The sequence below is a fragment of the Roseovarius litorisediminis genome, assembly GCF_900172295.1.
Taxonomy (GTDB): domain Bacteria; phylum Pseudomonadota; class Alphaproteobacteria; order Rhodobacterales; family Rhodobacteraceae; genus Roseovarius; species Roseovarius litorisediminis.
The window spans coordinates 314269-339492 of the sequence record NZ_FWFL01000004.1; the positions used below are offsets into that span (position 1 = coordinate 314269).

Sequence of the window (25224 nt, forward strand, 5' to 3'; positions counted from 1 at the left end):
AAGGAAAAGCGCGCAGTTGCCCGCGCGCCTTGTTTGATCGAGGGCGCGTGGGTGTCACCCACGCGATTTCTCAGCCGCCCCAGATGTAAACGGCAGCAAACAGGAACAGCCACACCACGTCAACAAAGTGCCAGTACCAGGCCGCAGCCTCGAACCCGACATGCCGTTCGGGGGTGAAGTGGCCGCGGTAGACCCGCATCAGGCAGACGAACAGGAAAACCGTTCCGATGATCACATGCGCCCCGTGGAAACCGGTAGCCATGAAGAAGGTCGCACCATAGATGTTACCCGAAAAACCAAAGGCCGCGTGGCTGTATTCATATACCTGGAACACCGTGAACAGCGCACCCAGAGCAATTGCAATGATCAGGCCCCATTTCACGTCTTCACGGTTGTTTTCATGCACCAACGCATGGTGTGCCCATGTCGCGGCACAACCCGAACACAGCAGGATCAGCGTGTTGATAAGCGGCAGATGCCAGGGATCAAAGGTTTCAATCCCGACCGGCGGCCAGACGCCATCCTTGATTGGTGACATCGGTCCCATCGGGTACATGGCATTCTTGAAGAAAGCCCAGAACCACGCAGAAAAGAACATCACCTCGGACATGATGAACATCATGAAACCATAGCGCAGACCGATCCGGACGACCGGCGTATGATCGCCGACATGGCTTTCCGTTACAACATCCGTCCACCAGCCGAACATCACGTAGAGAACGCCGACAAACCCGGCCAGAAAGACCCAAGGCTGGTTATTCTCGACATTGGGTGAAATCCAAAGGACCGCCCCAAAAAGCATGATGAACCCAGCCAGCGCGCCAAGAAACGGCCAGATTGAGGGGTTCAGAATGTGGTAGTCGTGGTTTTTTTCGTGTGCCATCTTATTGCTATCCCTCGTGGAAGGCTCAGTTCAGTTTTTTATCGGTTTCTTGCTCGGGTGCAAGGGCGGCTTGCTCTTGCGGAAGATCAATTTCGTAGAATGTATAGGACAGGGTGATCGTATGGGTGTATTTCGCATCCCGGTCGGTCACGATCTCTGGGTCGACAAAGAAGGTGACGGGCATTTGCACCCGCTCACCGGGCTGCAGCACCTGCTCCGTAAAGCAGAAGCAGTCGATCTTGGTGAAAAATCCACCCGCTTCGTAGGGTGTGACATTATAGGCAGCCTGCCCTGCTACGGGACGGTCGGTCGGATTATAGGCCTCGTAGAAGGCAAGTCCGGTTTCACCGATCCGCAATTCCATCTCGCGCACCATGGGTTTGAACTTCCATGGCATGCCGTTTTCCTTGCTGGCATCAAATCGGATCGTGATTGTCTTGTCCAGGACTTCACCTGACGCTTTCGATGCCACGCCTGTTGTCCCGCCAAAGCCGGTCACCCGGCAGAACCAGTCGTAAAATGGCACCGAGGCCCAGGCCAGTCCGCCCATCAGCAGTACAACGCCAACCAGGCGTGTCACGGTTTTGGTTTTCGCGTCCATTTCCATCAGTTGCCTGCCCCCTGACTGGAAGGAACCGAAAAATCTTCGTTGGTGACTTTGACAATCGTCATGCCAAACACCAAAGCCACAAACCCAGCCAGCACCAGACCCAGGCCCAGGTTGCGGCCAAAGCGGCGTTTGTGCAGCTCATGTTGACGCGACAAAGCCATCACCAGCCTCCGATGCCAAAGGGCGCCAGCGCCGATTGCGCAAGGATCGCGGTGAAATGACCGAAAAGATAAAACAGTGACAGAGCGAACACTTTCTTTTCGGTGCGGTATTTGTCGGCTTCGGCCTGCACCTCGTCGCGGCGCCAGATATCCCAGGCGCCTTTCAGAAAGAGCGCATTCAGCAGCAACGCCACAGCCAGATAAATCGGTCCGCCAATGCTGGTAAAGGCCGTGCCAACAGCAATCGGTGCCAGCAGGATCGTGTAGACCAGAATGTGAGTGCGGGTTGCGCGGCGTCCGTGGGTGACGGTCAGCATCGGCACACCGGCATTTTCATAGTCAGATTTCATAAATAGGCATAGCGCCCAGAAATGCGGCGGTGTCCACATGAAGATCAGTGTGAACATCAGTACGCTCTCGACACTGATACCTCCCGTGGCCACTGCCCAGCCGATCATCGGAGGAAAGGCACCGGCCGCACCACCAATTACGATGTTCTGCGGGGTCCAACGCTTCAGCCACATCGAATAAATCACAACGTAGAAGAAAATTGTGAACGCCAGCAGGCCCGCCGCTACAAAATTGCTGGCCAGCGCCAGCATGATCACCGACATCACACTCAGCGTCATACCAAAGGCAAACGCTTCACCTTCGGTGATTTTTCCCGCTGGAATCGGGCGGCCCTTGGTGCGTTTCATGATCCGGTCGATATCCGCATCCCACCACATGTTCAGCGCACCTGACGCCCCGCCGCCTACGGCGATAAACAAAATCGCAGCAAAACCGATTACGGGATGTACGCCAACAGGGGCCGCCAGCAGACCAACCAGCGCAGTGAACACAACCAGTGACATCACACGTGGCTTGAGCAGGGCAAAATAATCGCCAAACCCGGCGTCGCCAATCTGCGTCTGTGCGCCTGTTGTGTTGATGCTTGCGTCGCTCATTTCCGTCTTTCCGGATATGGCGGGGTAACCCCCGCCCTACATTTCTGCCGTTGGGCGGGGATTACCCCGCCCCGCCGCCATCATTCGGCTGCGGCCACGTTATAATCCAGCGGCTTGCCGGCATATTCTTCGATCGCGCCTTTCAACCATGCGTCATAGGCCTCCTGGCTAACCACCTTGACGGTGATCGGCATATAGGCGTGGTCCTTACCGCACAGTTCAGAGCACTGACCGAAATATACGCCTTCTTTTTCGGCTTTGAACCAAAGCTGCGCCAGACGTCCCGGCACCGCATCCTGTTTCACGCCAAAGGCGGGAATGGTCCAGCTATGGATCACATCGGCACCGGTCAGTTGCATCACGACAACCTTGTTCACCGGCACGACAACCGCCGTGTCGGTGGCCAGCAGAAATTCGTCACGGGTGTAACCGGCTGCTTCCAGTTCGGCCACAACCTCGTCGTTCAGAACTTTGCCTTCGCCTATCAGAAAGCTTTCAAAGCCGAAGTCGTGATCGGTATATTCATAACCCCAGTACCACTGGTAACCGGTCACCTTGATGTTGATCTCGCCTTGCGGGATTTCCTGCTGCTTGAACAGGACAGGCAGCGAAAACGCCCCGATAAAGACCAGAATCACAATCGGGATCAGGGTCCAGGCCACTTCCAGCGGCGAGTTATGGGTGAATTTTGCCGGGGTCGGGTTTGCCTTGCGATTGAAACGGACGATGGCAATGCACAGCAAGGCCGTTACAAAAACCGTAATCGCGGTGATGATCACCAGGACCATACCGTCCAGCCATTGCAGATCGCGGGCCAGTTCGGTTGCGGCAGGCTGGAACCCCTTGCCGCCGGAAATTGGCTTGCCGATGGATTCAAGACCTTCCTGTGCGGACGCAGGAAGGGCGGAAACGGCGGCCATGACGGCCAGAAGGCTGGAAAGTAGTCGCATTTTACACCCTGATCGGTTGAAGCGGTTCATATCTGTCAGTACGTAGGGATCTTCTATCGACGGAATCCCATTGTCTCAAGGCCGCTAGAAACCATATTCTGCTGCGACAGACAAGAAAGACCATTGCGGCAAACGGACGCTTTTTTGATTTAGATCAAATTAATGTGCCCTCAGACAGACAGGAACCGCCTGAAAATGACCGACAGCCCCTTCCGCCCGTTCGAGACATCGCTGGACCGCGACCGCGCTCTTGCCCAATTGCGGGCCGCGACCCGGGGTGCGGATGATGGCGAACTGTTCCTCGAACGCCGCCGGTCCGAGGCGCTTCTGTTTGATGATGGGCGGATCAAGACTGCATCCTATGATGCCTCCGAAGGGTTTGGACTGCGCGCGGTGCGCGGCGAAGTGGCCGGATATGCGCATTCTTCAGATATTTCCGAGACGGCCCTTGCCCGCGCGGTCGAAACCGCACGTCTGGCAGTGGGCGATGGCGGCGGCACGATGGCCCCGCCCCCAGCCCGCACCAACCGCCACCTGTACACCGATGCCGACCCGATCGCCGGGGCGTCCTTTCCGGTGAAATTGGAAACCCTGCGCCAGATAGATGCCTTTGCGCGCAATCTTGACCCCCGGGTGGTGCAGGTTTCGGCCAGCATCGCAGCGTCGCATCAGGAGGTTTTCATTCTGCGCCCGGACGGCACCGAAGTGAGCGATATCCGCCCGATGACCCGCATCAATGTCTCGATCATTGTCGATCAGGACGGACGCCGTGAAACCGGGACCGCCGGGGGGGGCGGGCGTATTGGCCTTGATGGCCTGCTGGATCCTGCCGACTGGCAGAAAAAGGCCCAAGAGGCGCTGCGCGTGGCGGTCGTCAATCTTGATGCCGGGCCTGCGCCCGCAGGGGTGATGGACGTGGTTCTTGGCCCCGGCTGGCCCGGAATTTTGCTGCACGAAGCAATTGGTCATGGGCTTGAGGGCGACTTTAACCGCAAGGGCAGCTCGGCCTTTGCCGGGCTTATGGGGCAGCGTATTGCGTCCCCGGGCGTGACCGTTCTGGATGACGGTACACTCCCCGACAGGCGCGGCTCGATCACCGTGGATGACGAAGGCACGCCGTCACAAAAGAACACCCTGATCGAAGATGGCATTCTGGTAGGTTACATGCAGGACCGGCAAAACGCCCGGCTGATGGGCGCCCGTCCGACCGGTAACGGCCGGAGAGAAAGCTATGCCCATGCCCCGATGCCGCGCATGACCAACACCTATATGCTGGGCGGCAAGGCGGACCCGGCGGATATCGTCGCTGATCTGAAGGATGGCATATACGCGGTCGGATTTGGCGGCGGACAGGTGGATATCACCAACGGCAAGTTCGTGTTTTCCTGCACCGAGGCGTATCGCGTCGAAAATGGCAGGGTTGGTGCACCGGTAAAGGGCGCCACGCTGATCGGTGACGGTGCTACCGCCCTCAAGCAGATCCGCGCGCTGGGCAACGACATGGCACTTGACCCCGGCATGGGCAATTGCGGCAAACAGGGCCAATGGGTGCCCGTGGGTGTAGGTCAGCCCACCGTGATGATCAGTGGCTTGACCGTTGGCGGATCGGCCATCTGAACACAGTGTTATCAAGCGGAGTGCGCCTGCGCGCACTCAGGTTTGTCTCGCACTTCGCCTTCGGCTGCGTTCTCGTTGGTCTTGGCCAATGTGACGCTTTGAAAAATCATTGGAATTTTTGGCAAACCTCATCCCGGAACATTTCGGCAGTCACCCTGCAATGCGAGCGAATCGAATGTTCAAATTTCTGACAAATGCATCAGGCCAGTGTGATCTTGAGCCTGGAAACAGTAATCCCGGCATCTATCAACGGCAGTGAATCTTGTATTTTTTACTTATTTTCTTATAGTTACCCCTGATTCCCCATTTTTCTCAGCGCTTACATCTGAGGTTTACCCCCCATTAACCAACAGGGACCTAATACTGGTTTGGTAAGCAGGCGGAGTCATGATGACCGAGGAAATACATCCTTCCACTCACCCCCCACTCCCACCCACCACGGAAGATGATCGGGTGTCATGGCTTCGTCTCTTGCGTTCCCGCAGGGTCGGTCCCTCCACTTTCTACCGGCTTATGACAGAACATGGCAGCGCTCAGGCCTCTCTCCTGGCGCTGCCGGATGTTGCCAAAGCCGCCGGGGTGGAAAATTACCAGATTTGTCCGGATGGCGTTGTTCAGGATGAACTGAACGCTGGAAACGCTGCCGGTGCGCGACTTATTTGCTTCACCGACCCCGAATACCCTGCCTTGTTGCAAGAGATTTCGGATGCCCCACCGTTGTTGTGGGCCATCGGCGACGCCAAAATCACTCAACGCCCGATGATTGCCCTCGTTGGTGCGCGCAATGCCTCATCGCTTGGAACCCGAATGGCCAAAGCGCTTTCCGCCGGTCTTGCGGGCAAGGGTAATGTCATCGTCTCGGGCCTGGCCCGAGGGATCGATACTGCTGCCCATGGGGCTGCCCTTGAAACCGGCACTGTCGCGGTAATGGCCGGTGGCGTGGACGTGATGTACCCCGCCGAAAACACCCGTCTGGCCGAAGATATTGCCAAAGCCGGCCTGCGCCTGTCTGAACAGCCCATGGGCACAATTCCCCAGGCCCGGCATTTTCCACGCCGCAACCGCATTATCAGCGGCATGTCTCAGGCCGTTGTTGTGGTTGAGGCCGCGGCGAAATCCGGCTCGCTGATAACCGCGCGCAACGCCCTTGATCAGGGGCGCGAAGTGCTGGCCGTGCCCGGCCATCCCTTTGACGCGCGCGCCAGCGGTTGCAACATGCTGATCCGCGATGGCGCCCGCCTTGTGCGCAACGCGGATGACGTAATCGAGGCATTGCCGGCCACTCAGGCCCCGGCAGAACAAGGCGAAATGCCGCTATCCGACGCGCCTGCACCGCCTGCTGAAAAACGCAGCCTGCGCGAAACTGCATTGCTGCACAGTCAGATCCTTGATCGCCTGGGGCCTTCGCCCGTGGCAGAAGATCAGTTGATCCGAGATCTTTCTGCCCCTGCGCACAGTGTAGCGCCGGTGCTGCTGGATCTGGAGCTGGAGGGGCGCATCAAACGGCAGGCTGGCGGTCTTCTTTCCCTCGCGCCCTGACCGCACACCAGATCAATCCGGACAAATTGCGGCTTTTGACAGGGCCGCATTGACAATTCCCCTTGCCACCCCACATGGTCCGCCGCCATAAGTCTCGTCCCGAGTCGAAAGGAGTTTCCATGCCCGTTGTCGTTGTCGAATCCCCGGCTAAAGCCAAGACAATCAACAAGTATTTGGGCTCCGACTATACGGTTCTGGCCTCATATGGCCACGTCCGTGACCTGCCACCGAAAGACGGATCGGTCGATACCGAACACGATTTCGAAATGAAATGGGAGGTCGGGTATGACAGCCGCAAGCACGTCAAGGCCATCGCTGACGCTCTGAAAGACGATAATGCACTGATCCTCGCCACCGACCCCGATCGCGAAGGCGAAGCGATCAGCTGGCACCTCGAAGAGACCCTGCGCAAGCGCAAGGCAATCAATAAAAACACGCCCGTCAGCCGCGTGGTTTTCAACGCGATCACCAAATCCGCCGTGACCGAGGCCATGAAAAACCCCCGGCAGGTCGACGCGCCACTGGTCGAGGCTTATCTTGCCCGCCGGGCACTGGATTATCTTGTCGGCTTCAACCTGTCGCCGGTCCTGTGGCGCAAACTGCCCGGCGCCAAGTCGGCGGGCCGGGTACAGTCGGTTTGCCTGCGTCTTATTGTCGAGCGCGAGATGGAAATCGAAGCGTTCAACGCCCGCGAATACTGGTCAGTCAAGGCCCTGCTGGGCACGCCCCGCGGGCAGGAGTACGAGGCGCGTTTAACCGTTCTGGCTGGCAAAAAGCTGGATAAATTCGATATCGAAAACGCCACGCAGGCCGAACTGGCTGTACAGGCTGTCGCCTCGCGGGATCTGACCATAACCTCGGTTGAAGCCAAACCGGCCAGCCGCAACCCTTCGGCGCCGTTCATGACATCGACCCTGCAACAAGAGGCCAGCCGTAAATTTGGCATGGGCGCGCGGCAGTGCATGTCAACCGCACAGCGCCTGTACGAGGCCGGGTACATTACTTATATGCGGACGGACGGGATTGATATGGCGCCCGAGGCGGTCATGGCCGCCCGTGATGCCATAAAAGAGCGTTACGGTGACGCCTATGTTCCTTCCAGCCCGCGAATGTACAAGAACAAGGCCAAGAATGCGCAGGAAGCCCACGAATGTATCCGCCCCACCGACATGGCGCGCGATGCAGCCCAGCTTAAAATCACCGAGACCGATCAGCGCAAGCTTTATGATCTGATCTGGAAACGCACTCTGGCCTGCCAGATGGAGGCCGCCCGTCTGGAACGCACCACTGTCGACATCGGCAGCGCCGATGGCCAGGTCGGGCTGCGCGCCACCGGCCAGGTCGTGCTGTTCGACGGTTTCATGAAAGTCTACGAAGAAGGCCGTGATGATGCTGTCGTGGATGACGACGACAACCGCCTGCCCCAGATCATGCAGGGCGAAAAGGCCGACAAGCGCAATGTCAGCCCGGAACAACATTTTACCCAGCCCCCGCCGCGCTACACCGAGGCGACGCTGGTCAAGAAAATGGAAGAGCTGGGAATCGGACGGCCCTCAACCTATGCCAGCGTGATCACCACAATTCAGGACCGCGAATATGTCCGCAAGGACAAGAACCGCCTTTTCCCCGAAGACAAGGGGCGGATCGTCACGATCTTCCTGCTGAATTTCTTCCGCAAATACGTGGGCTATGAATTCACCGCCAACCTTGAGGAAGAGCTTGACCGTGTCAGCGCGGGTGAAGCCGACTACAAACAGGTACTGGCCCGTTTCTGGCGCGATTTTTCGGCCGCCATAGCGGAAACATCCGAGTTGCGCATTACAGAAGTGCTGAGTGTGCTGGATGATGCGCTTGCCCCCACGCTTTATCCGCCACGCGAAGACGGCAGTGATCCGCGTACCTGCCCGCTTTGTGGCGAAGGTAAGCTTCACCTCAAAACATCGAAGTCCGGCGGTTTTGTGGGCTGCGGCAACTATCCCGAATGCCGCTATACCCGACCCATCGGCGGAGAATCCGCCGAGGGAGGCGACAGGGTTCTGGGCGAAGACAATGGCGATGACATCAGCCTGCGCTCGGGTCGCTTTGGCCCTTATGTGCAACGCGGCGAGGTAACCGAAGAAAACAAGAAACCCCCGCGTGCCAGCCTGCCCAAAGGCTGGGCCCCTGACGACATGGACCTTGAAAAAGCCCTCAAGCTGCTCAATCTCCCGCGCGAGATCGGCCCTCATCCCGAGGACGGCGTGATGGTCGAGGCCGGCATCGGCCGCTATGGCCCGTTTGTGAAACATGACCGGCTTTACGCCAATCTCAAGGATGTGGAAGACGTCTTTACCATCGGTATGAATCGCGCGGTCGAAGAACTTGCCAAAAAGGCCGCGTCGCGGGGTGCAGGGCGCGGCGCGGCTGCCAAACCGCTGAAAGAGCTGGGCGAACACCCCGAGTCGGGCGGCCCGGTCAATATCATGGACGGCCGCTATGGCCCCTACGTGAAATGGGAAAAGGTTAACGCCACGATTCCGAAAGGAACCGAGCCCACAGATGTAACCATGGAAATGGCTGTGGAACTGATTGCCGAAAAGGCCTCGAAAAAAGGCAAGGGGCGTAAAGCCCCGACAAAGAAAAAGGCCGCGGCCAAGAAATAACCGCAGGTCATTCGCCGTAATGCCTGGCACCGCCGCAACTTGGCCGGTTCACGTTGACTCTCACCCGCAACCCGCCGCATATCGGGGCAAACGGGCTTCAAGAGGGTTTCCATGATGAAAAAGGTCTATGCAAATGCAGCCGAAGCGCTGGATGGCGTGCTGCAGGACGGTATGCTGATCGCCGCCGGGGGTTTTGGCCTCTGCGGCATTCCCGAACTTTTGCTGCAGGCGATCAAAGAGGCGGGCACGAAGGACCTGACCTTTGCCAGCAACAACGCCGGCGTTGATGATTTTGGCATCGGCATTCTGCTGCAAAGCAAACAGGTCAGGAAAATGATGAGTTCGTATGTCGGCGAAAATGCTGAATTCATGCGTCAGTACCTGTCCGGTGAACTGGAACTGGAATTCAACCCGCAGGGCACTCTGGCCGAGCGGATGCGCGCGGGCGGCTGTGGGATCCCCGGCTTTTACACCAAGACAGGTGTCGGCACCGTGATAGCCGAGGGCAAGGAGCATAAAGACTTTAACGGCGAGACCTATATTCTTGAGGAAGGCATATTTGCCGATCTCAGCATCGTCAAAGGCTGGAAAGCGGATGAAACCGGCAACATGATCTTCCGCAAGACCTCGCGCAATTTCAATCCGCCTGCCGCGATGTGCGGCAGGATCTGCATCGCCGAAGTCGAAGAAATTGTACCCACCGGCAGCCTTGATCCCGATGCGATCCACCTGCCCGGCATCTATGTGCACCGCCTGATACAGGGCAAGCACGAAAAACGTATTGAACAGCGCACGACGCGCCCGGCAGCATAAGGAGACGGCAAAATGTGGGATCGCAACCAAATGGCTGCCCGTGCGGCACAGGAACTGGAAGACGGCACATATGTAAACCTGGGCATCGGCATTCCGACCCTGGTGCCCAATTTCATCCCCAAAGGGGTCGAGGTGGTGCTGCAATCGGAAAACGGCATGCTGGGCATGGGCCCTTTCCCGGTTGAAGGCACCGAAGACCCCGATCTGATCAATGCGGGCAAGCAAACCATCACCGAATTGCCCGAAACTTCATATTTTGATTCCGCCACGTCCTTCGGCATGATCCGCGGCGGCAAGATCGCCATGGCGATCCTCGGCGCGATGGAAGTGGCCGAAAACGGCGATCTGGCCAACTGGATGATCCCCGGCAAGCTGGTCAAAGGCATGGGCGGCGCGATGGATCTGGTCGCCGGTGTCGGCCGCGTGGTGGTGGTTATGGATCACACCAACAAACATGGTGAAAGCAAAGTCCTCAGACAATGCACCCTGCCGCTGACGGGAAAAGGCGTGGTCGACCGGATCATCACCAACCTGGGCGTGCTGGATGTCACCCACAAGGGCCTGCATATCGTGGAATGCGCCGAGGGCGTCACCCGCGACGAATTGCGCGCTGCAACCGAGGCAACAATTGTCTGATTTTTTCGGTGGCCCGAAAGAAAGACAGATGTCAGGACAACGCGGTTTTTCCGGCAAATTTAACTGTCGGAGAAACGGCGAAGCGACACCTTATATATAGGGTGTATATAAACTGTATGTTACGGGCGGTGTTTTTGCACCGCCCTTTTCAGTTCATGGCAAGGGTCAAAGCACAGGCGTCGGTGATCAGTTCCGGCCGTGTTTTGCACAGCCCCTTGGCCACCTCGAAAGCCGCCAGCACTTTGGGCACGTAATCACGGGTTTCCGCGTAGGGCGGCACGCCTTTGTGTTTTTTCACCGCATTCTCACCGGCGTTATATCCGGCCAGCGCCATCACCGCATCGCCATCAAACTCGTTCAGCAGCCAATCCAGATATGCCACACCACCTTTGATGTTCTCACCCGATGACAGGCTGTCGGTGACGCCAAAGCGCTTCGCCGTGTCAGGCATAAGCTGCATCAGCCCTTGGGCACCCTTGCTGCTGACGGCTTCGACGCGTCCGCCTGACTCGACCGCGATAACGGCCAGCACCAGCGCAGGTGAAACCCTTGTACCGATTGTTGAACGCAGAATGGTTGTGCCCTCGGCGCGCACTATGGTCTGCAGGATCTGCAACCGCGGCTGCGGAACGCTACGACCTGCAGGTGCCTTGCCCAGACTATCCATGGCAAGGCGCATCCGCGCGGCGGTGTCATCGGTCAGGTCGGGCGACACCTTTTGCCAGAACCAGTCATAGCTTGCCACAACGGGGGCAACCGGCACCTCTTCGGTATCCTTGGCCACATCCTGGGCCGACTCGGCCTTGGGCTCGATCTGAACCGTTATCAGTTTGCGGGTGCCAGCCTTGGGTGGTTTACTTTTTTTAAAGGTAAATTCGGGAAAAGGGGCCGGATCACCGGCTTTTGACACCGTCGGCAAGGTTATCGAAAGGCAAAAAGCCAGTGTAATGCCGATTTTCATGAGTGGCTCTGCTCTGCCTCTTTCGCTTTAGGACTACTATCGCAAAAGTAGCGTTTTATAGCTAGCATTGTATTGAATCGGGAAACCATTTGGCGCGGCGAAATCGCGTAAAAAGCGGTTTTTCGCCAACGCAAAGTACTTTTTTTAAGAAATAAAATATTACTTTTCAATCACTTAGATAACCGCCCCGCAAAAAAATTAATCTTCACAAAAAAGGCTCGAATCGCGCCCAATTCCTGCCTGAATTGGCTGGCTATATAGCTACATACCGCAAAGGCAGCGGGCCAAAACAGAGAGACGGCCCAACTACTGCTAAACGGTTGTAACCTGAGCAACTGATCCTTTGGAGGGACCAAACCATGATCAAATTTATCAAGAATTTCGCAAAAGACGAAGACGGTGCCGTAACAGTAGACTGGGTCGTTCTGACCGCAGCCGTTGTTGGCCTGGGCATTGCCGGTGTAACCACCGTCAAAAAAGGCGTTGGCACACTGGCAAGCACCATCTCGAAAGATGTTGGCGCCACCACAACTGGCGTAGAATAAACCTACCGCTTCAGCGCTTAAAAATGGCCGTATGCCTCCGGCATGCGGCCATTTTACCTAAGTTCCCTGTTATCAGTTCAAATAAGGCTTCCTTTTAGCCTGAAGATTGATAGCTGCCTGGATCCCCGAGTGGTTACTCAGGCTTCCAAGTCCACATTTTAGACCGTGACGAGAAGAAGCATGAAAAACTATATCCAGAATTTCATACAGAACGAAGACGGTGCGGTCACAGTTGACTGGGTTGTCCTGACAGCCGCTATCGTAGGCCTTGCGACCGTTGGCGTACAACAGACCCGCCTTGGGGTGTCAAAAGCCGCATCAACAATCAGTTCAGATCTGGCGAAAACAACGACCGGCGTCGAATAAAGCGCCTGAACTGCCAACGCGGCATTCAGCGACACAGTGCGAATTTGAATCGTCAGACATGTTCATACCACTGCAGTTCTGGTCTCAAAAATAGTCCGCTGAAACCCGAATTTCGCCACAATCTGACGCTACTTCTTAAAATTGACGCTTCGGCAAAATGGATTGCCGACAAGAGCTGAGAACCGTGAAAGGGGAACGACCATGCGATTGGTATTTGGACTTGTGCTGGTATTGGGGCTGGGACTGGCTGGTTTTGCCGTCTACATGGCCAAGAACTATATCCAGGGATATCAGGCGCAATTGGCGCTCGAACGATCGCAGCGCGAACCCGCGATTGAAACGGTCGACGTGTATGTCGCCGAACGCAGTTTGGCATACGGAGAGACGCTATTGAAAGCAGACGTCCGTTTAACCGCATTCCCCAAAAACTCTTTGCCCGAAGGCGTGTATAAAACCTACGAGGAACTGTTCCCCGAAGGTGAAGATGAACCCCGTACCGTCCTGCGGACCATGGAAAAGAACGAAGCCGTTCTTGCCGTCAAGGTGACCAACCCCGGTGAAGACGCTGGCCTGACATCGCAACTGTCGCGCGGCATGCGTGCCTTTGCAATCAAGGTTGACGTGTCCAGTGGTGTTTCCGGCTTCTTGCGCCCGGGCGACTATGTCGATGTATACTGGACTGGTAAAATCGGGGGCGAAGGTGTTCGCACCGAAGGCAATTCAACAGGTGACGTAACAAAGCTGATCGATACCGGAATCAAGCTGATTGCGGTTGACCAGATATCGGGTGGCGAGCGCACTCAGGCTTCGATCGCACGCACTGTGACAGTTGCTGTTCGCCCGCAACAGGTTGCTGCTTTGGCGCAGGCCCAGGCAACAGGTCGCCTGGCGTTGTCCCTGGTTGGCGCAATGGATGACACGATTGCAGAAGTAATCGAAGTTGACCAACGCAGCCTTCTGGGCATCACCGAAGACATCGTTGCCGAGAAAGCCCCTGAAAAAGAAGTCTGTTCTGTGCGCACCCGGCGCGGTGCCGAGTTGGTCGTCAGCATGATCCCCTGCACCAACTAAAAAACTCAATTCCGTTATAAAAGGGCGCTCTTTTGGGGCGCCCTTTTTGTTTTTAACGCAGCTATTTCGCCACAACGGCAACTAAAAAAAGAATAATATCATTGATTCTTGAAAAAAATTTGGAATTGACGCAGAGTATTTCGAAACACGGGCGATAAGACCCAAAAATGAGGCGTGATCGGAAAGGCAGGTCACATGAAAAATTTAGGCTTTGTAAAAGCCGCCCTTCTTGGGCTGGCAGTATCTGTTGGGCCACTTGCGACGTCTGTGCAGGCGGAAAACCTGCGCGTTGTCCAAAAAGGCTCAAATCGGGATCTGAATGTTTCGATGAACCGCGCGGTTGTCGTCGAAAGTGACGTCCCCTTTGCGGAACTCAGTATCGCGAACCCTGCTATCGCTGATTTCTCGACTCTTTCAGATCGGACAATCTATGTTCTGGGGAAAACTCCGGGGCGTACGACATTAACCCTTCTGGATGGCAACGGGCGTCTGATCACTAACGTCGAGGTTCACGTAACCGCCGATGTTTCAGAGTTCAAAGAACGTCTGCGTCAGATCCTTCCCGGTGAAAAGATCGAGGTACGTTCTGCGAATGACGGTATCGTTCTTTCCGGTACGGTCTCCAGTTCATCGCGCCTGCAACGCGCTTTGGATCTTGCCGAACGCTATGCCCCCGAGCGGGTTTCAAACCTGATGTCGGTGTCGGGCAATCAGCAGGTCATGCTGAAGGTCCGCTTTGCTGAAATGCAACGCAATGTTTCAAAAGCGCTGTCTACGTCGCTTGCGATCGACGGGCGCTCCGGTAACAGTCTGGGTGCAATCGGTGGTACGAACACCTCTGTTACTCAAGGTGGTATTCTGGGCGTTCTAAGCGGTGCGGTACCCAATGTGAACAACAACAACGGCGCAATCTCCTTTGGGTTTGACGTCGGCTCGGTCGAGGTGGGTATTCTTCTGGAAGCCCTTGAAACCAAAGGGGTTGTTCGCACTCTGGCTGAACCAAACCTGACCGCTCTTTCAGGCCAGGAAGCGAATTTTCTGGCAGGTGGCGAATATCCTGTCCCGGTGGCACAGGATAACGACACGACTACCATCGAATTCAAACCGTTCGGTGTGGAACTCAACTTTGTTCCGCGTGTTGTTGATGACGGCGTGATTAACCTGGAGATGGGGGCGGCTGTCTCCTCTCTGGATCCGACAAACGGAATTCAAGCAGACGGGTTTCAAATTGATGCTTTCCGCCGGCGTGAAACGTCTACAACGGTTTCTCTGCGCGATGGTGAAAGCTTTGCAATTGCCGGCCTTCTTCAGGACGATTTTCGCGACAATAACGGTCAGGTTCCGTGGTTGGGTGACATTCCGATCCTTGGCGCGCTGTTCCGCAGTGCGGATTACCAGCGGTCACAAACCGAACTTGTTATCATCGTGACAGCGCATCTTGTTTCGCCAACACGCGGCGAGGCCTTTGCCCTGCCAACGGATCGGGTCAAGCTTCCGACTGAAAAAGATCTGTTTCTTAACGGTCGCGTCGCCAAATCAGTACGCTCCAAAGGTGGCGTCGTTGGTGAAGTGGCCAAACAGGATTTCAGCGGCTCTTACGGCTATGTGATGGATTGATGGGAAGGCAGCGGAACATGAAACATCTTCTAGCAACGGCAGGAATTGTTGCACTGACTGCCTGCTCACAACAAGGCGAGGTCTATCGCTCTTACTTTAGCGAAGCAGGTTCTTTGGTGGATGGCGGCAATTTCGGTAACGCCAACATGAACAACCAGCTGGTCATGACAGGTGAGCGGGGATACGTCCACGATCTGTCGAACCGCTTCTCGGATGAAGTGTTAAGCACAGTGAACTTTGCGTTTAATTCGGCTCAACTGGATGAAACAGCCCGCGATACACTTCGCACCCAGGCCACCTGGATACGTCAGTTCCCCGAAGTGCGTTTCAAGGTTTACGGTCACACCGACGCGGTTGGGTCCGAAGGCTATAACAAACGCCTTGGCCTGCGCCGTGCCCAGGCTGTTGTGGCTTATCTGAGCACACAGGGTATCAGTCGATCCCGGCTTGAAGCCCTTGTTTCCTTTGGAGAAACCCAACCACTGATTGTCACTCAAGGACGCGAGCGGCGCAATCGCCGCACCGTGACCGAAGTTTCAGGATTTATAAAGTCCCACCCCATGGTCATGGACGGCAAATACGCCGAGGTTGTCTATCGTGAATATATCGAAAGCGCGAAACCGGCATCTGATTTGATAATTGTCAAAGAAGGTTCTGCGAGCGAATCGAACTGATACCGTTATCTCCCTGTCCGGCTGTTTGCCGGGCCACCTGAAACCCGCCCTTTGGCGGGTTTTTTTTGTTCACCATAATCGAACAATTGCGATCTTTTGGTCTAAATGTTGCCAAAGTTATGGGGGACAGTCTTACCGTAGCATGAGTGGTTCCCTCACATGTTAGGGGCGCCGTACACCGGACAGGGCATGCGCATTCGGCGAATCTTGGTGTCCGACGTAGGGCGACAGCAGAATAGGACCAGTAGAGAGATGACGAGCAGCACAATGAAACAACCAGAACCAAGCCCGATCATTGCTTGTACCATCAGCCGTGATGTTCAGAACTTTGACCTTCTCATTGAAGATATGGAAACCGCCCTTGGTGAAAACTGGGGGGATCTTGGGTTTTCAGAAGCGCTTGCTTTTCTCAACCAGCCCGAGGCCGCATCTCTCGAATTTGTCGCCGTTGCAATTGACGAAACCGACGAAGATGACCTTGTTATGCTGGGCGAGATCATCTCGCTGGCCAATAGCAAGAACATCAAGGTAATTCTGATTGCCGAAGATGTCAGCCCCGCCGCTCTGCACCAACTGCTGCGCCAGGGCGCGGACGAATTTGTGCCCTACCCCTTGCCCGAAAATGAACTTGAGGCGGCAATCGAGCGCCTCAAGACAGTCGAAGTTCCGCCCGTGGCGGCTCAGCCACAATATGGCGCGGCAAAGACAAACGCTGATGGCGTTGTGTTGGGCGTCCATGCCCTGGCTGGGGGAACAGGGGCAACCACCCTTGCAGTGAACCTTGCCTGGGAACTTGCGACCGTCGACAAAAAAGATTCGCCCCGTGTGTGCCTGATGGATTTCAATCTGCAATTCGGATCGGTTTCAACATATCTTGATCTGCCGCGGCGCGAAGTCGTTTATGAAATGTGGTCCGACACCGATTCTATGGACGAGGATATCTTCCGGCAGGCTCTGGTTACCTTCGAGGACAAGCTTTGGGTCCTGACATCTCCGCCCGACATCCTGCCGCTTGACATGATCACCCCCGAAGACGTGAAAAAGGTGATCGAGCTGGCCCGCGCCGAATTTGACTATGTTATCATCGACATGCCGAACACCCTTGTGCAATGGACCGAAACAGTACTGGTCACATCACAGATTTATTTCACGACGCTCGAACTGGATATGCGGTCCGCACAGAACGCCCTGCGCCTGAAGCGCGCTCTCAGGGCCGAGGAATTACCGGTTGAGAAACTCCGTTTCTGTCTGAACCGTGCCCCGAAATTCACCGATCTGAACGGGAAATCCCGCGTAAAGCGCCTGTCGGAAAGCCTTGAGATCGGGATTGAAGTTCAACTTCCCGATGGTGGCCGGGCAATTTGCCAAAGTTCAGACCATGGTCAACCCCTGGCTTCATCAGCCGCCAAGAATCCGCTGCGCAAGGAAATCGCCAAACTGGCCGCGTCGTTGCACGAACTTGGAAAAAGCGAAGCAGAAGCTGCTTAAAAGGTAAAATCAGATGTTCTCACGCTACAAAAAACCAAACGCGGCGTCCGCGAAATCAGCCCGGCCCGCAAAGCTGGACGAGCAGCCCGCCACCAAGCCGGTCGAGGCTGTTGTCGCAGTAAAACCGTCTTTGCGCCGCCCCGAGCAAGTCTCTGCCGCCAAGGCCGTTCCGATGGACAAAGAACGCAAGCGCAAGGAGCGTTTGGGGGAAATCAAACTCGAACTGCACCGTTCGCTGCTCGACAATCTCAATCTTTCCGCGCTTGATACCGCCACTGAATCTGATCTTCGCGCCGAAATCAGTTCAATCGCCGGTGAGGTGCTGGAAGAGCGCGGTATCGTCCTCAACCGCGAAGACCGTACCACCCTGACACAAGAACTGTACGACGAGGTCAAAGGTCTTGGTCCGTTAGAAACGCTGCTCAAGGACGACACGGTCAACGATATTCTGGTCAACGGCCCGCATCAGATCTTTGTTGAACGAGACGGCAAACTGGAAATGAGCGATGTGGTTTTCAAGGATGAAAAGCACCTGTTGAGGATCATCGACAAAATCGTTTCGGCCGTGGGTCGCCGGGTCGACGAATCAAACCCCTATGTTGACGCCCGTCTTGCCGACGGCTCGCGATTCAACGCGATGGTGCCCCCGGTTGCCGTGGATGGCAGCCTGGTGTCCATCCGGAAATTCAAAAAGGACAAGCTGGGCATTGACGACCTGGTCAGGTTCGGCGCCTTCAACGAGGAAATGGCCGCCTATCTTCAGGCCGCAGTGGCCACGCGGCTGAATATCATCGTCTCGGGCGGTACCGGCTCAGGTAAAACCACCACGCTGAATGCGTTGTCCGGCTTCATCGACAACTCAGAACGTATCCTGACGATCGAGGATACGGCGGAACTTCAACTGCAACAAACCCACGTGGGCCGCATGGAAAGCCGCCCGCCCAACGTGGAAGGCAAGGGCGAAGTTTCCCCGCGCGATTGTCTGAAAAACGCCCTGCGGATGCGCCCGGACCGGATTATCGTCGGCGAAACGCGCGGCGAAGAAGTGATCGACATGCTGCAGGCCATGAACACCGGCCACGACGGCTCGATGACAACAATCCACGCCAACAACCCGCGCGACGGCATCAGCCGTCTTGAAAACATGGTGGCCATGGCTGGTATCGAAATGCCGCTCAAAGCCGTCCGTTCCCAGATCGCTTCAGCGGTAAACCTCATCGTACAGGCCAGCCGCCTTCAGGATGGATCACGCCGGATGACGTCGATCACAGAAGTGACCGGGATGGAGGGCGATGTCATCTCGATGCAGGAAATCTTTCGATTCCAGCGCGTGGGCCTGTCCCCGGACAACAAGATCATCGGCCATTTCACCGGAACCGGTGTCCGGTCCAACTTTTCCGAACGTTTCCGTCTGTGGGGCTACGATCTGCCCCCCAGCATATTTGAACCCATCGCCGCGGAGTAACGCAGATGTCAATCAGTGCAGAACCGATTATCTATGGCTTAATCTTCATCGGCGTTTTGGTGCTTGTGGAGGGTCTCTACCTGACGGTTTTCGGGCGCTCTATCAGTCTGAACAATCGCGTCAACCGTCGCTTGGAAATGCTGGACAAGACCGGCGACCGCGAAGAAGTGATGGAAAAGCTGCGCAAGGAAATGCAGCAACACCTGAAGTCGCGCAAAATTCCGCTTTATTCGATTCTGTCAACCAAGGCCCAGAAAGCCGCCATCGCCTTTACACCTAAGCAGCTGATGCTGATCATGGTCGGTGTAAGCTTTCTTGCGTTTATTGGCTTGTCGGTTGGCACCGCTACCAGTGTTCCTGTCAGGGCTCTGGTCTCTGTTGTCATGGGCGTCGGCGGTGTTTTCACCTGGATCAATATGAAAGCCAACAAGCGGATGGGCATGCTGGAAGAGCAACTGCCCGATGCAATCGAACTTATGGTTCGCTCACTCAGGGTGGGGCATCCGTTCTCATCTGCGATCGCAATCGTCGCAACCGAAGTCGGTGACCCGTTGGCGACTGAGTTTGGCATTATCGCTGACGAAAGCGCCTATGGCCGAGACACAGGCGAGGCGCTCAAGGATATGGCAGAACGCCTGGACATGCAGGATTTGCGGTTTTTGGCCGTCGCCGTGACAATTCAGCAGCAATCAGGCGGGAACCTTGCCGAGATCCTGGATGGTCTGGCCAAGGTGATCCGTTCGCGGTTCCGCCTGTTTCGCCGGGTCAAGGCAATCACCGCCGAGGCCAAGTGGTCCGGCAAGTTTCTGTCCGGTTTCCCATTGATGGCGCTTGTCGGCATCCAGTTGCTCAAACCCGATTATTATGACGAAGCCATGCTTCACCCGTATTTCATACCCGCCTGTCTGGTTGTAGGTGCCTTCCTGACGCTGAACCTTATCGTCATGCGCGCGCTTGTGAACATCCAAGTCTGAAGAGGAACTTAAAATGGAAATCCTGACTCAGATCCAAGATATTCTGACGGGCGCACTTGGGCCCTTCGGCCCCCTGATTGCGGTGGGCACCCTGGGTGTTCTGCTTGTGCTGATCACAATCCCGATTTTGATCAAGCAAAGCCAGGACCCCCTAGATAAACTCAAGAAAGCCACGCGCACCGGAAAACCTGAGGAAGAGACCAAGAAGCGTCTTCGTTCAGGCACCCGGAACGAAAAGCTGGACAGATATGCGAACTTCCTGGAACCCCAGGATGAAAAACAGCTTTCACAGATGCGCCTCACGCTGATGCAGGCCGGTTATCGCAACCGTGACGCGGTTCGGTATTTCCACTTTGCACAATTTGCGTTGGGTATCGGGTTCCTCGTTCTTGGTGTGCTTTACTTCATCCTGTTCCAATCTGGTAAGGAAACAACCACGACCCAAACCCTGATGTATATTCTGGGGCCTGGTCTGGCGGGGTACATGTTGCCAAAATACTGGATCACCAAACGGCAACAAACACGTCAGGATGAAATCACAAATGGCTTTCCCGACAGCCTTGATATGATGTTGGTCTGCGTCGAGGCTGGCCAGTCGATGGATCAGTCGATCATCCGGGTATCCAAGGAAATGCGCGCCTCTTATCCCTCGCTGGCGGACGAATTCGAAATCGTTGCCCATCAGATCAAGGCCGGTCGCGACAAACCTTCGGTTCTTGGCGAAATGGCCGAGCGTTGTGGCGTTCAGGATATCTCAAGCTTTGTTACGGTTCTGATCCAGTCCCAGACCTTCGGCACCTCTGTCGCAGATGCGCTACGGGTTTATGCTGGTGAAATGCGTGACAAACGTGTCATGCGGGCCGAAGAAAAAGCCAACAAGCTACCCACAAAGATGACATTGGCAACAATGATGCTTACAGTTCCGCCATTGCTGATCATTCTGGTTGGCCCATCGGTTCTGGGCATCATGAAACTCTTCACGATGGCCGGCCAATAAAAGAACACGAGGCTTAATGACACGGGCGGGGGTAATTGCAGTGTTGGTTCTGTTCCTGACTGCCTGCAGTCAGGACAAGGCACCCGACAACCCTTATGCCCCCGGTGTTGCCACCCGCGGCGAGGCCGTAGACGGCCTGCTTGTCGGGCATCGCCTAATGAATGCTGGTGAATATGAGCTTGCCATAGACTCCTATTCGCGCGCCGCACTTACACACGGATTGACCGCCGATGTGCTGGCCGGACTTGGCAGTGCCAACCTTGGCCTCGGGCGCCTCGGTCAGGCTGAACACTTGCTTCGCAAAGCGGTTTCCAAAGACGAAAAATCCCCCGAAATCTGGAACAATCTGGGCGTTGTGCTGATGGAAAAGGGCGAAAACTCCGAAGCCGAACAGGTTTTCCGCAGGGCTTACGCCCTGGATAATGGCGAAAGTGACGCAATTCGCGATAATTTACGCTTAGCGCTCGCAAAATCCGAAAATTTCGATTACGGTGAAGAAAAACAAGAACAAGACTACAAACTGGTACGTCGGGGCAGCAGCGACTATCTGATCCGCACGATACCATGATGAGGCTGAGGCAGTAAAAGGACGCAAAAAATGCGCCACCCTATTCTTATTTCCCTGTGCGTGACAGGCGCATTTGCTTTGTCAGGCTGTGAAGAATCTACCGGTAACAATGTTGACCGTGCCTTTCAGGACGTCAACGTGGTGGATGAATCCAATCTTAATGATGTGATGCTGACAGTGGCCGACCCGAACGAGGCGGTCTCTTATTTTCAGCGCGCAACCAATGAAAAACCCGACCGGATCGACCTGCAGCGCGGTCTGGGAAAATCCCTGATCCGTGCCAAACGCAATACCGAGGCCGTCACCGTCTGGTCCAAGGTTGCCGAACATAAGGATGCAACCGATGAAGATCGCGTCGATCTGGCAGATGCCCTGATCCGCAACAACGAATGGGACCGCGCCCAACAGACGCTGGATCAGATCCCCCCCACGTTCGAAACCTTCAAGCGCTACCGGCTTGAGGCAATGATCGCCGACAGCAATCAGGAGTGGAAAAAATCTGACAGCTTTTATGAAACCGCTGTTGGCCTGACAACAAAACCCGCCAGCGTGATGAACAACTGGGGGTATTCCAAACTGACCCGCGGCGACTATCCCGGGGCCGAGCGGCTGTTCGTCGACGCAATCCGACAGGACAGCTCGTTGTTTACCGCGAAAAACAATCTGGTTCTGGCCCGTGGCGCGCAAAAGAAATATTCTCTACCTGTAATCCCGATGGATCAGGCAGAACGCGCACAGCTTCTTTATTCGCTTGGGCTATCCGCAATCAAACAGGGTGATACTGCTATCGGCAAAGGCCTGTTGCGTGACGCAATTGATACGCATCCCCAGCATTTTGAGGCCGCCGCACGCAGCCTTCAGGCCCTTGAAGAAAACGTAAGCAACTAGGCCAAGGTCGCTCGCAGATGACCTTGCACATTACCGTTTTTTCAGCGCTCTGGTTCCTGCCATTTGTCGCACCGATCTGTCTTTGGGCCGCATGGAGCGATCTGCGCTCCATGCGAATTCCCAACAAGGCGGTATTGGCACTTGTTGGCGTGTTTCTTGCTATTGGATTGATTACGCTTCCTTTTTCTGAATATGCCTGGCGGATTTTACAGCTGGCCGTCGTGCTTTTACCGGGCATATTTCTCAACATGACAGGACTGGTTGGCGCAGGTGACATCAAGTTCACCGCTGCCGCGGCCCCGTTCATTGCACTTGGCGATATCTCTCTCGTGCTTCTGATTTTGGCTGCCAACTCGCTTGCCGCCCTGATCACACATCGGATCGCCAAACACACCCCCCTTCGCAAGCTTGCGCCTGACTGGGAAAGCTGGACGCGCGAAGGGAAATTCCCGATGGGATTTTCCCTGGGCAGCACATTGGTTATCTACCTTGGACTGGGTGTGGCATTCGGGCAGTAAATCACGGCACTCTGCCTTGCAGCCGCCCGACCCTCTCCACAATTTCTGCACGTTTCGCTTGCATATTGCATTTGATCCGCGCGCGTGTGTGTTCGCGGGTGCTGACGTCATAAATCAAAGGCAGGCGCAAACCGATGAATATGCAAGTCACTCAAGGTGTTCAGCCCCCCCCGCCCCCCAACCGGCTGGAAGAAATGCAGCTGCCTGTGGTGATGATGCGGGACATTCTGCTGAAAACGATTTTCCGCAAGAACCTGAATCTGGTTTCCGAGCTTTGCGTCGCGATCTGTCTGCCCCGTGCGGTCACCCAAGAGCTGATCGATATGGCCCGCGAACAAAAACTGCTCGAGGCAACAGGTACCCTGAATGCCAATTCGGGTGGCGAAATGGGGTACCAGTTGACCGATGCGGGCAAATCCCGCGCCCTTGATGCGCTGTCGCAGTCCGAATATTTCGGCGCGATGCCGGTACCGCTGGCGGTCTACCGCGAGCAGGTTCAACGCCAGTCTATCCGCAACATTCAGGTCACGCGCGACCAACTGACCAACGCGATGGGCCACCTGGTTCTACCCAACAGCCTGCTTGATCACCTTGGCCCCGCCGTCAGCGCCGGTCGCTCTATTCTGATGTATGGCCCTCCGGGCAATGGTAAATCCAGTATTTCCAACGGTATCCGCGACGCGATGGGTGACAAGATATACGTCCCCCGCGCCATCGAATACGCCGGTCAGGTCATCACTGTTTATGATCCGATCGTGCATTCCAAAGCCGAACAGGAAGTGGACGACCCCAACAGCCTGCGCCGCCGCCGCAGCTATGATGCGCGTTATGTCCGCTGTGAACGGCCGACCGTGATCACCGGGGGTGAACTAAGCCTCGATATGCTGGATCTGGTCTACAACCCGACGGCCCGGACTTATCAGGCGCCGCTACAGTTGAAGTCCACTGGCGGTATCTTCATCGTTGACGACCTTGGACGCCAGGCCGAACCGCCTCAGTCACTGGTCAACCGCTGGATTGTTCCGCTGGAGGAAAGCAAAGACATCCTTGCCCTGCAATCGGGTGAAAAGTTCGAAGTACCCTTCGACACGCTGGTTATCTTTTCCACCAACTTCCACCCGAACGAGATTTTCGATAACGCGGCCCTGCGCCGGATCTTCTTCAAGATCAAGATTGATGGCCCCTGTCAGGAGGATTTCCTGAAAATCTTTGCCATGGTCGCCCGCAAGAAACAGATGCCTCTGGAAGAAGCCGCGCTCGTGCACCTGCTGAAAAAGAAATATCCGACCATCGACAACATCTATGCCAACTATCAGCCCATCTTCCTGATCGACCAGATGATCGCCATCTGCGAGTTCGAGGGCATCCCCTATCAGATGTCCCCCGAGCTGATCGACAGGGCCTGGGCCAACATGTTCGTCAAACAAGAAGAAATCCTGCACTAAAACGGGCGGCATCCGCCCCGGATACACGGCCCCGGAAAGGATCAAACACCTCGCCGGGGTCTTTTTTGTCCTTCACATTCAGAAGTCCATGCGCAATCCAATACGTACCGCATGCTGCTCGACGGATACCGGCATGGATACACCCGGAAATGACGGGGCAAGAGTGCCATTTGCCGTGCCAAAGTCGGTATAGCGATACTCGGTCCGAAGCGACCAGTTATTCGCCAGCCGCATGTCCATACCCAGCCCAACTGTCCAGCCGTCTAAACTGTCGCTGTATCTGTTGTTCACAAAGGCGCTTGCAGGGCCGCCCTGAAAATCGAAATCACCGTAGGCCCAACCGGCTGTAGCATAAAATAAAGCGGGGTTGGGCCCCAGATTGCCCGCATACCCCAAGACGCCTCTGATCGATCCTTGCCAATTCTGCTCAACCCGGCCACCCGAAGTCGCGCCCGTTGTATTGGTGAATGATCCCGAGGCAGAACTACCTTCAAAATCCAACTCGGCACCGTAAACCATCTGGCCGGACTGGACCGCATAGCCGACAAACCCGCCATAAAGCGCGCCATCCGGATCGGAACTTCCGGTGGGTGCGCCATTGCTGAATGAATGCGTTGCATCATGGCTGGCATAACCAAGCGTCACACCACCATATAAACCATCCCAATTCTGCGCACTTGCCAAACACGGCGTAACTGCAACAGACACGCTTAACGCCAACTTCTTCACATTAAAGGCCATGGTATTTCCTCCCAAATATCTCAGCAGTGCCATCCCAAGCCACGGCGTTTGAAACGCCAGAACGCCTTCCCGGCACCCCAAACATTAAGCCTACCAAATTGGGATCAC

At 55.8% G+C, this 25224-nt stretch carries 25 protein-coding genes; 18 read left to right on the forward strand and 7 right to left on the reverse strand.

Features of this window, described 5'->3' with window-relative positions; all coding sequences use genetic code 11:
- Window positions 1–70: 70 nt before the first annotated feature.
- The 5 genes from PEL8287_RS09975 to coxB form a co-directional block, all read right to left on the reverse strand.
- Window positions 71–883, reverse strand: a complete 813-nt coding sequence (locus tag PEL8287_RS09975; RefSeq protein WP_085892229.1) for a cytochrome c oxidase subunit 3 — start codon at window positions 881–883, stop codon at window positions 71–73.
- Window positions 884–908: 25 nt separating this feature from the next.
- The gene (locus PEL8287_RS09980; protein ID WP_085892230.1) at window positions 909–1490 is read right to left on the reverse strand and encodes a cytochrome c oxidase assembly protein; all 582 of its coding nucleotides are present in this window, start codon (window positions 1488–1490) and stop codon (window positions 909–911) included.
- Window positions 1490–1654, reverse strand: a complete 165-nt coding sequence (locus PEL8287_RS20020) for a cytochrome c oxidase system small membrane protein (RefSeq protein ID WP_176228611.1) — start codon at window positions 1652–1654, stop codon at window positions 1490–1492. Before PEL8287_RS20020 ends, PEL8287_RS09980 begins: the two co-directional genes overlap by 1 nt.
- Window positions 1654–2601, reverse strand: coding sequence for a heme o synthase (gene cyoE / locus PEL8287_RS09985; RefSeq protein WP_085892231.1), 948 nt, complete (start codon window positions 2599–2601; stop codon window positions 1654–1656). Before cyoE ends, PEL8287_RS20020 begins: the two co-directional genes overlap by 1 nt.
- An 80-nt stretch (window positions 2602–2681) precedes the next feature.
- A complete protein-coding gene (gene coxB / locus PEL8287_RS09990) occupies window positions 2682–3551 on the reverse strand; it encodes a cytochrome c oxidase subunit II (protein ID WP_085892232.1) in 870 nt (289 codons plus the stop codon).
- Between the two features lie 195 nt (window positions 3552–3746).
- Here coxB and tldD point away from each other — a divergent pair, with 195 nt between their 5' ends.
- The 5 genes from tldD to PEL8287_RS10015 all read left to right on the forward strand — a co-directional run bounded on the left by tldD (window position 3747) and on the right by PEL8287_RS10015 (window position 10798).
- Window positions 3747–5168 (forward strand): metalloprotease TldD, encoded by a 1422-nt coding sequence (gene tldD / locus PEL8287_RS09995; protein WP_085892336.1) that lies wholly within the window; start codon window positions 3747–3749, stop codon window positions 5166–5168.
- Window positions 5169–5558: 390 nt separating this feature from the next.
- The gene (dprA, locus tag PEL8287_RS10000) at window positions 5559–6707 is read left to right on the forward strand and encodes a DNA-processing protein DprA (protein ID WP_085892337.1); all 1149 of its coding nucleotides are present in this window, start codon (window positions 5559–5561) and stop codon (window positions 6705–6707) included.
- Between the two features lie 119 nt (window positions 6708–6826).
- Window positions 6827–9349 carry a type I DNA topoisomerase gene (topA, locus tag PEL8287_RS10005; RefSeq protein WP_085892233.1) on the forward strand — a complete coding sequence of 841 codons (2523 nt, stop codon included), beginning with the start codon at window positions 6827–6829 and terminating at the stop codon, window positions 9347–9349.
- Between the two features lie 114 nt (window positions 9350–9463).
- Window positions 9464–10162 (forward strand): CoA transferase subunit A, encoded by a 699-nt coding sequence (locus tag PEL8287_RS10010; RefSeq protein ID WP_085892338.1) that lies wholly within the window; start codon window positions 9464–9466, stop codon window positions 10160–10162.
- A gap of 12 nt (window positions 10163–10174) precedes the next feature.
- On the forward strand, window positions 10175–10798 hold the full coding sequence (locus PEL8287_RS10015) for a 3-oxoacid CoA-transferase subunit B (protein WP_085892234.1): 624 nt from the start codon (window positions 10175–10177) through the stop codon (window positions 10796–10798).
- Between the two features lie 148 nt (window positions 10799–10946).
- Here PEL8287_RS10015 and PEL8287_RS10020 read toward each other — a convergent pair whose 3' ends face one another.
- Window positions 10947–11759 (reverse strand): lytic transglycosylase domain-containing protein, encoded by an 813-nt coding sequence (locus PEL8287_RS10020; protein ID WP_139837763.1) that lies wholly within the window; start codon window positions 11757–11759, stop codon window positions 10947–10949.
- 359 nt (window positions 11760–12118) lie between these two features.
- On the opposite strand from PEL8287_RS10020, the gene PEL8287_RS10025 reads away from it, so the two are divergent.
- The 13 genes from PEL8287_RS10025 to PEL8287_RS10085 all read left to right on the forward strand — a co-directional run bounded on the left by PEL8287_RS10025 (window position 12119) and on the right by PEL8287_RS10085 (window position 24375).
- Window positions 12119–12304: a Flp family type IVb pilin gene (locus tag PEL8287_RS10025; protein WP_085892235.1), complete on the forward strand. Its 186-nt coding sequence runs from the start codon at window positions 12119–12121 to the stop codon at window positions 12302–12304.
- Window positions 12305–12484: 180 nt separating this feature from the next.
- Complete coding sequence (locus PEL8287_RS10030) at window positions 12485–12670, forward strand: Flp family type IVb pilin (RefSeq protein WP_085892236.1); 186 nt, start codon at window positions 12485–12487, stop codon at window positions 12668–12670.
- 201 nt (window positions 12671–12871) lie between these two features.
- Window positions 12872–13741 carry a Flp pilus assembly protein CpaB gene (cpaB, locus tag PEL8287_RS10035; protein ID WP_085892237.1) on the forward strand — a complete coding sequence of 290 codons (870 nt, stop codon included), beginning with the start codon at window positions 12872–12874 and terminating at the stop codon, window positions 13739–13741.
- A 195-nt stretch (window positions 13742–13936) separates the two neighbouring features.
- Window positions 13937–15358 (forward strand): type II and III secretion system protein family protein, encoded by a 1422-nt coding sequence (locus PEL8287_RS10040; protein WP_085892238.1) that lies wholly within the window; start codon window positions 13937–13939, stop codon window positions 15356–15358.
- A 17-nt stretch (window positions 15359–15375) separates the two neighbouring features.
- Window positions 15376–16032, forward strand: coding sequence for an OmpA family protein (locus PEL8287_RS10045; protein WP_085892239.1), 657 nt, complete (start codon window positions 15376–15378; stop codon window positions 16030–16032).
- A 252-nt stretch (window positions 16033–16284) separates the two neighbouring features.
- On the forward strand, window positions 16285–17520 hold the full coding sequence (locus tag PEL8287_RS10050) for a CpaE/TadZ family protein (protein ID WP_085892240.1): 1236 nt from the start codon (window positions 16285–16287) through the stop codon (window positions 17518–17520).
- A 13-nt stretch (window positions 17521–17533) separates the two neighbouring features.
- Window positions 17534–18985 carry a TadA family conjugal transfer-associated ATPase gene (locus PEL8287_RS10055; RefSeq protein WP_085892241.1) on the forward strand — a complete coding sequence of 484 codons (1452 nt, stop codon included), beginning with the start codon at window positions 17534–17536 and terminating at the stop codon, window positions 18983–18985.
- A 5-nt stretch (window positions 18986–18990) separates the two neighbouring features.
- Complete coding sequence (locus PEL8287_RS10060; protein ID WP_085892242.1) at window positions 18991–19959, forward strand: type II secretion system F family protein; 969 nt, start codon at window positions 18991–18993, stop codon at window positions 19957–19959.
- Window positions 19960–19972: 13 nt separating this feature from the next.
- Window positions 19973–20956 carry a type II secretion system F family protein gene (locus tag PEL8287_RS10065; protein ID WP_085892243.1) on the forward strand — a complete coding sequence of 328 codons (984 nt, stop codon included), beginning with the start codon at window positions 19973–19975 and terminating at the stop codon, window positions 20954–20956.
- Between the two features lie 16 nt (window positions 20957–20972).
- Entirely contained in the window at window positions 20973–21524 is a 552-nt protein-coding gene (locus PEL8287_RS10070; protein ID WP_085892244.1) for a tetratricopeptide repeat protein, read from the forward strand.
- A 30-nt stretch (window positions 21525–21554) separates the two neighbouring features.
- A complete protein-coding gene (locus PEL8287_RS10075) occupies window positions 21555–22412 on the forward strand; it encodes a tetratricopeptide repeat protein (protein WP_085892245.1) in 858 nt (285 codons plus the stop codon).
- Between the two features lie 17 nt (window positions 22413–22429).
- Window positions 22430–22930, forward strand: coding sequence for a prepilin peptidase (locus PEL8287_RS10080; protein ID WP_085892246.1), 501 nt, complete (start codon window positions 22430–22432; stop codon window positions 22928–22930).
- Between the two features lie 134 nt (window positions 22931–23064).
- Window positions 23065–24375 (forward strand): DUF8689 domain-containing protein, encoded by a 1311-nt coding sequence (locus PEL8287_RS10085; RefSeq protein WP_085892247.1) that lies wholly within the window; start codon window positions 23065–23067, stop codon window positions 24373–24375.
- Window positions 24376–24453: 78 nt separating this feature from the next.
- On the opposite strand, the gene PEL8287_RS10090 is transcribed toward PEL8287_RS10085, so the two are convergent.
- Window positions 24454–25116, reverse strand: coding sequence for an outer membrane protein (locus PEL8287_RS10090; protein WP_176228612.1), 663 nt, complete (start codon window positions 25114–25116; stop codon window positions 24454–24456).
- Window positions 25117–25224 lie beyond the last annotated feature (108 nt).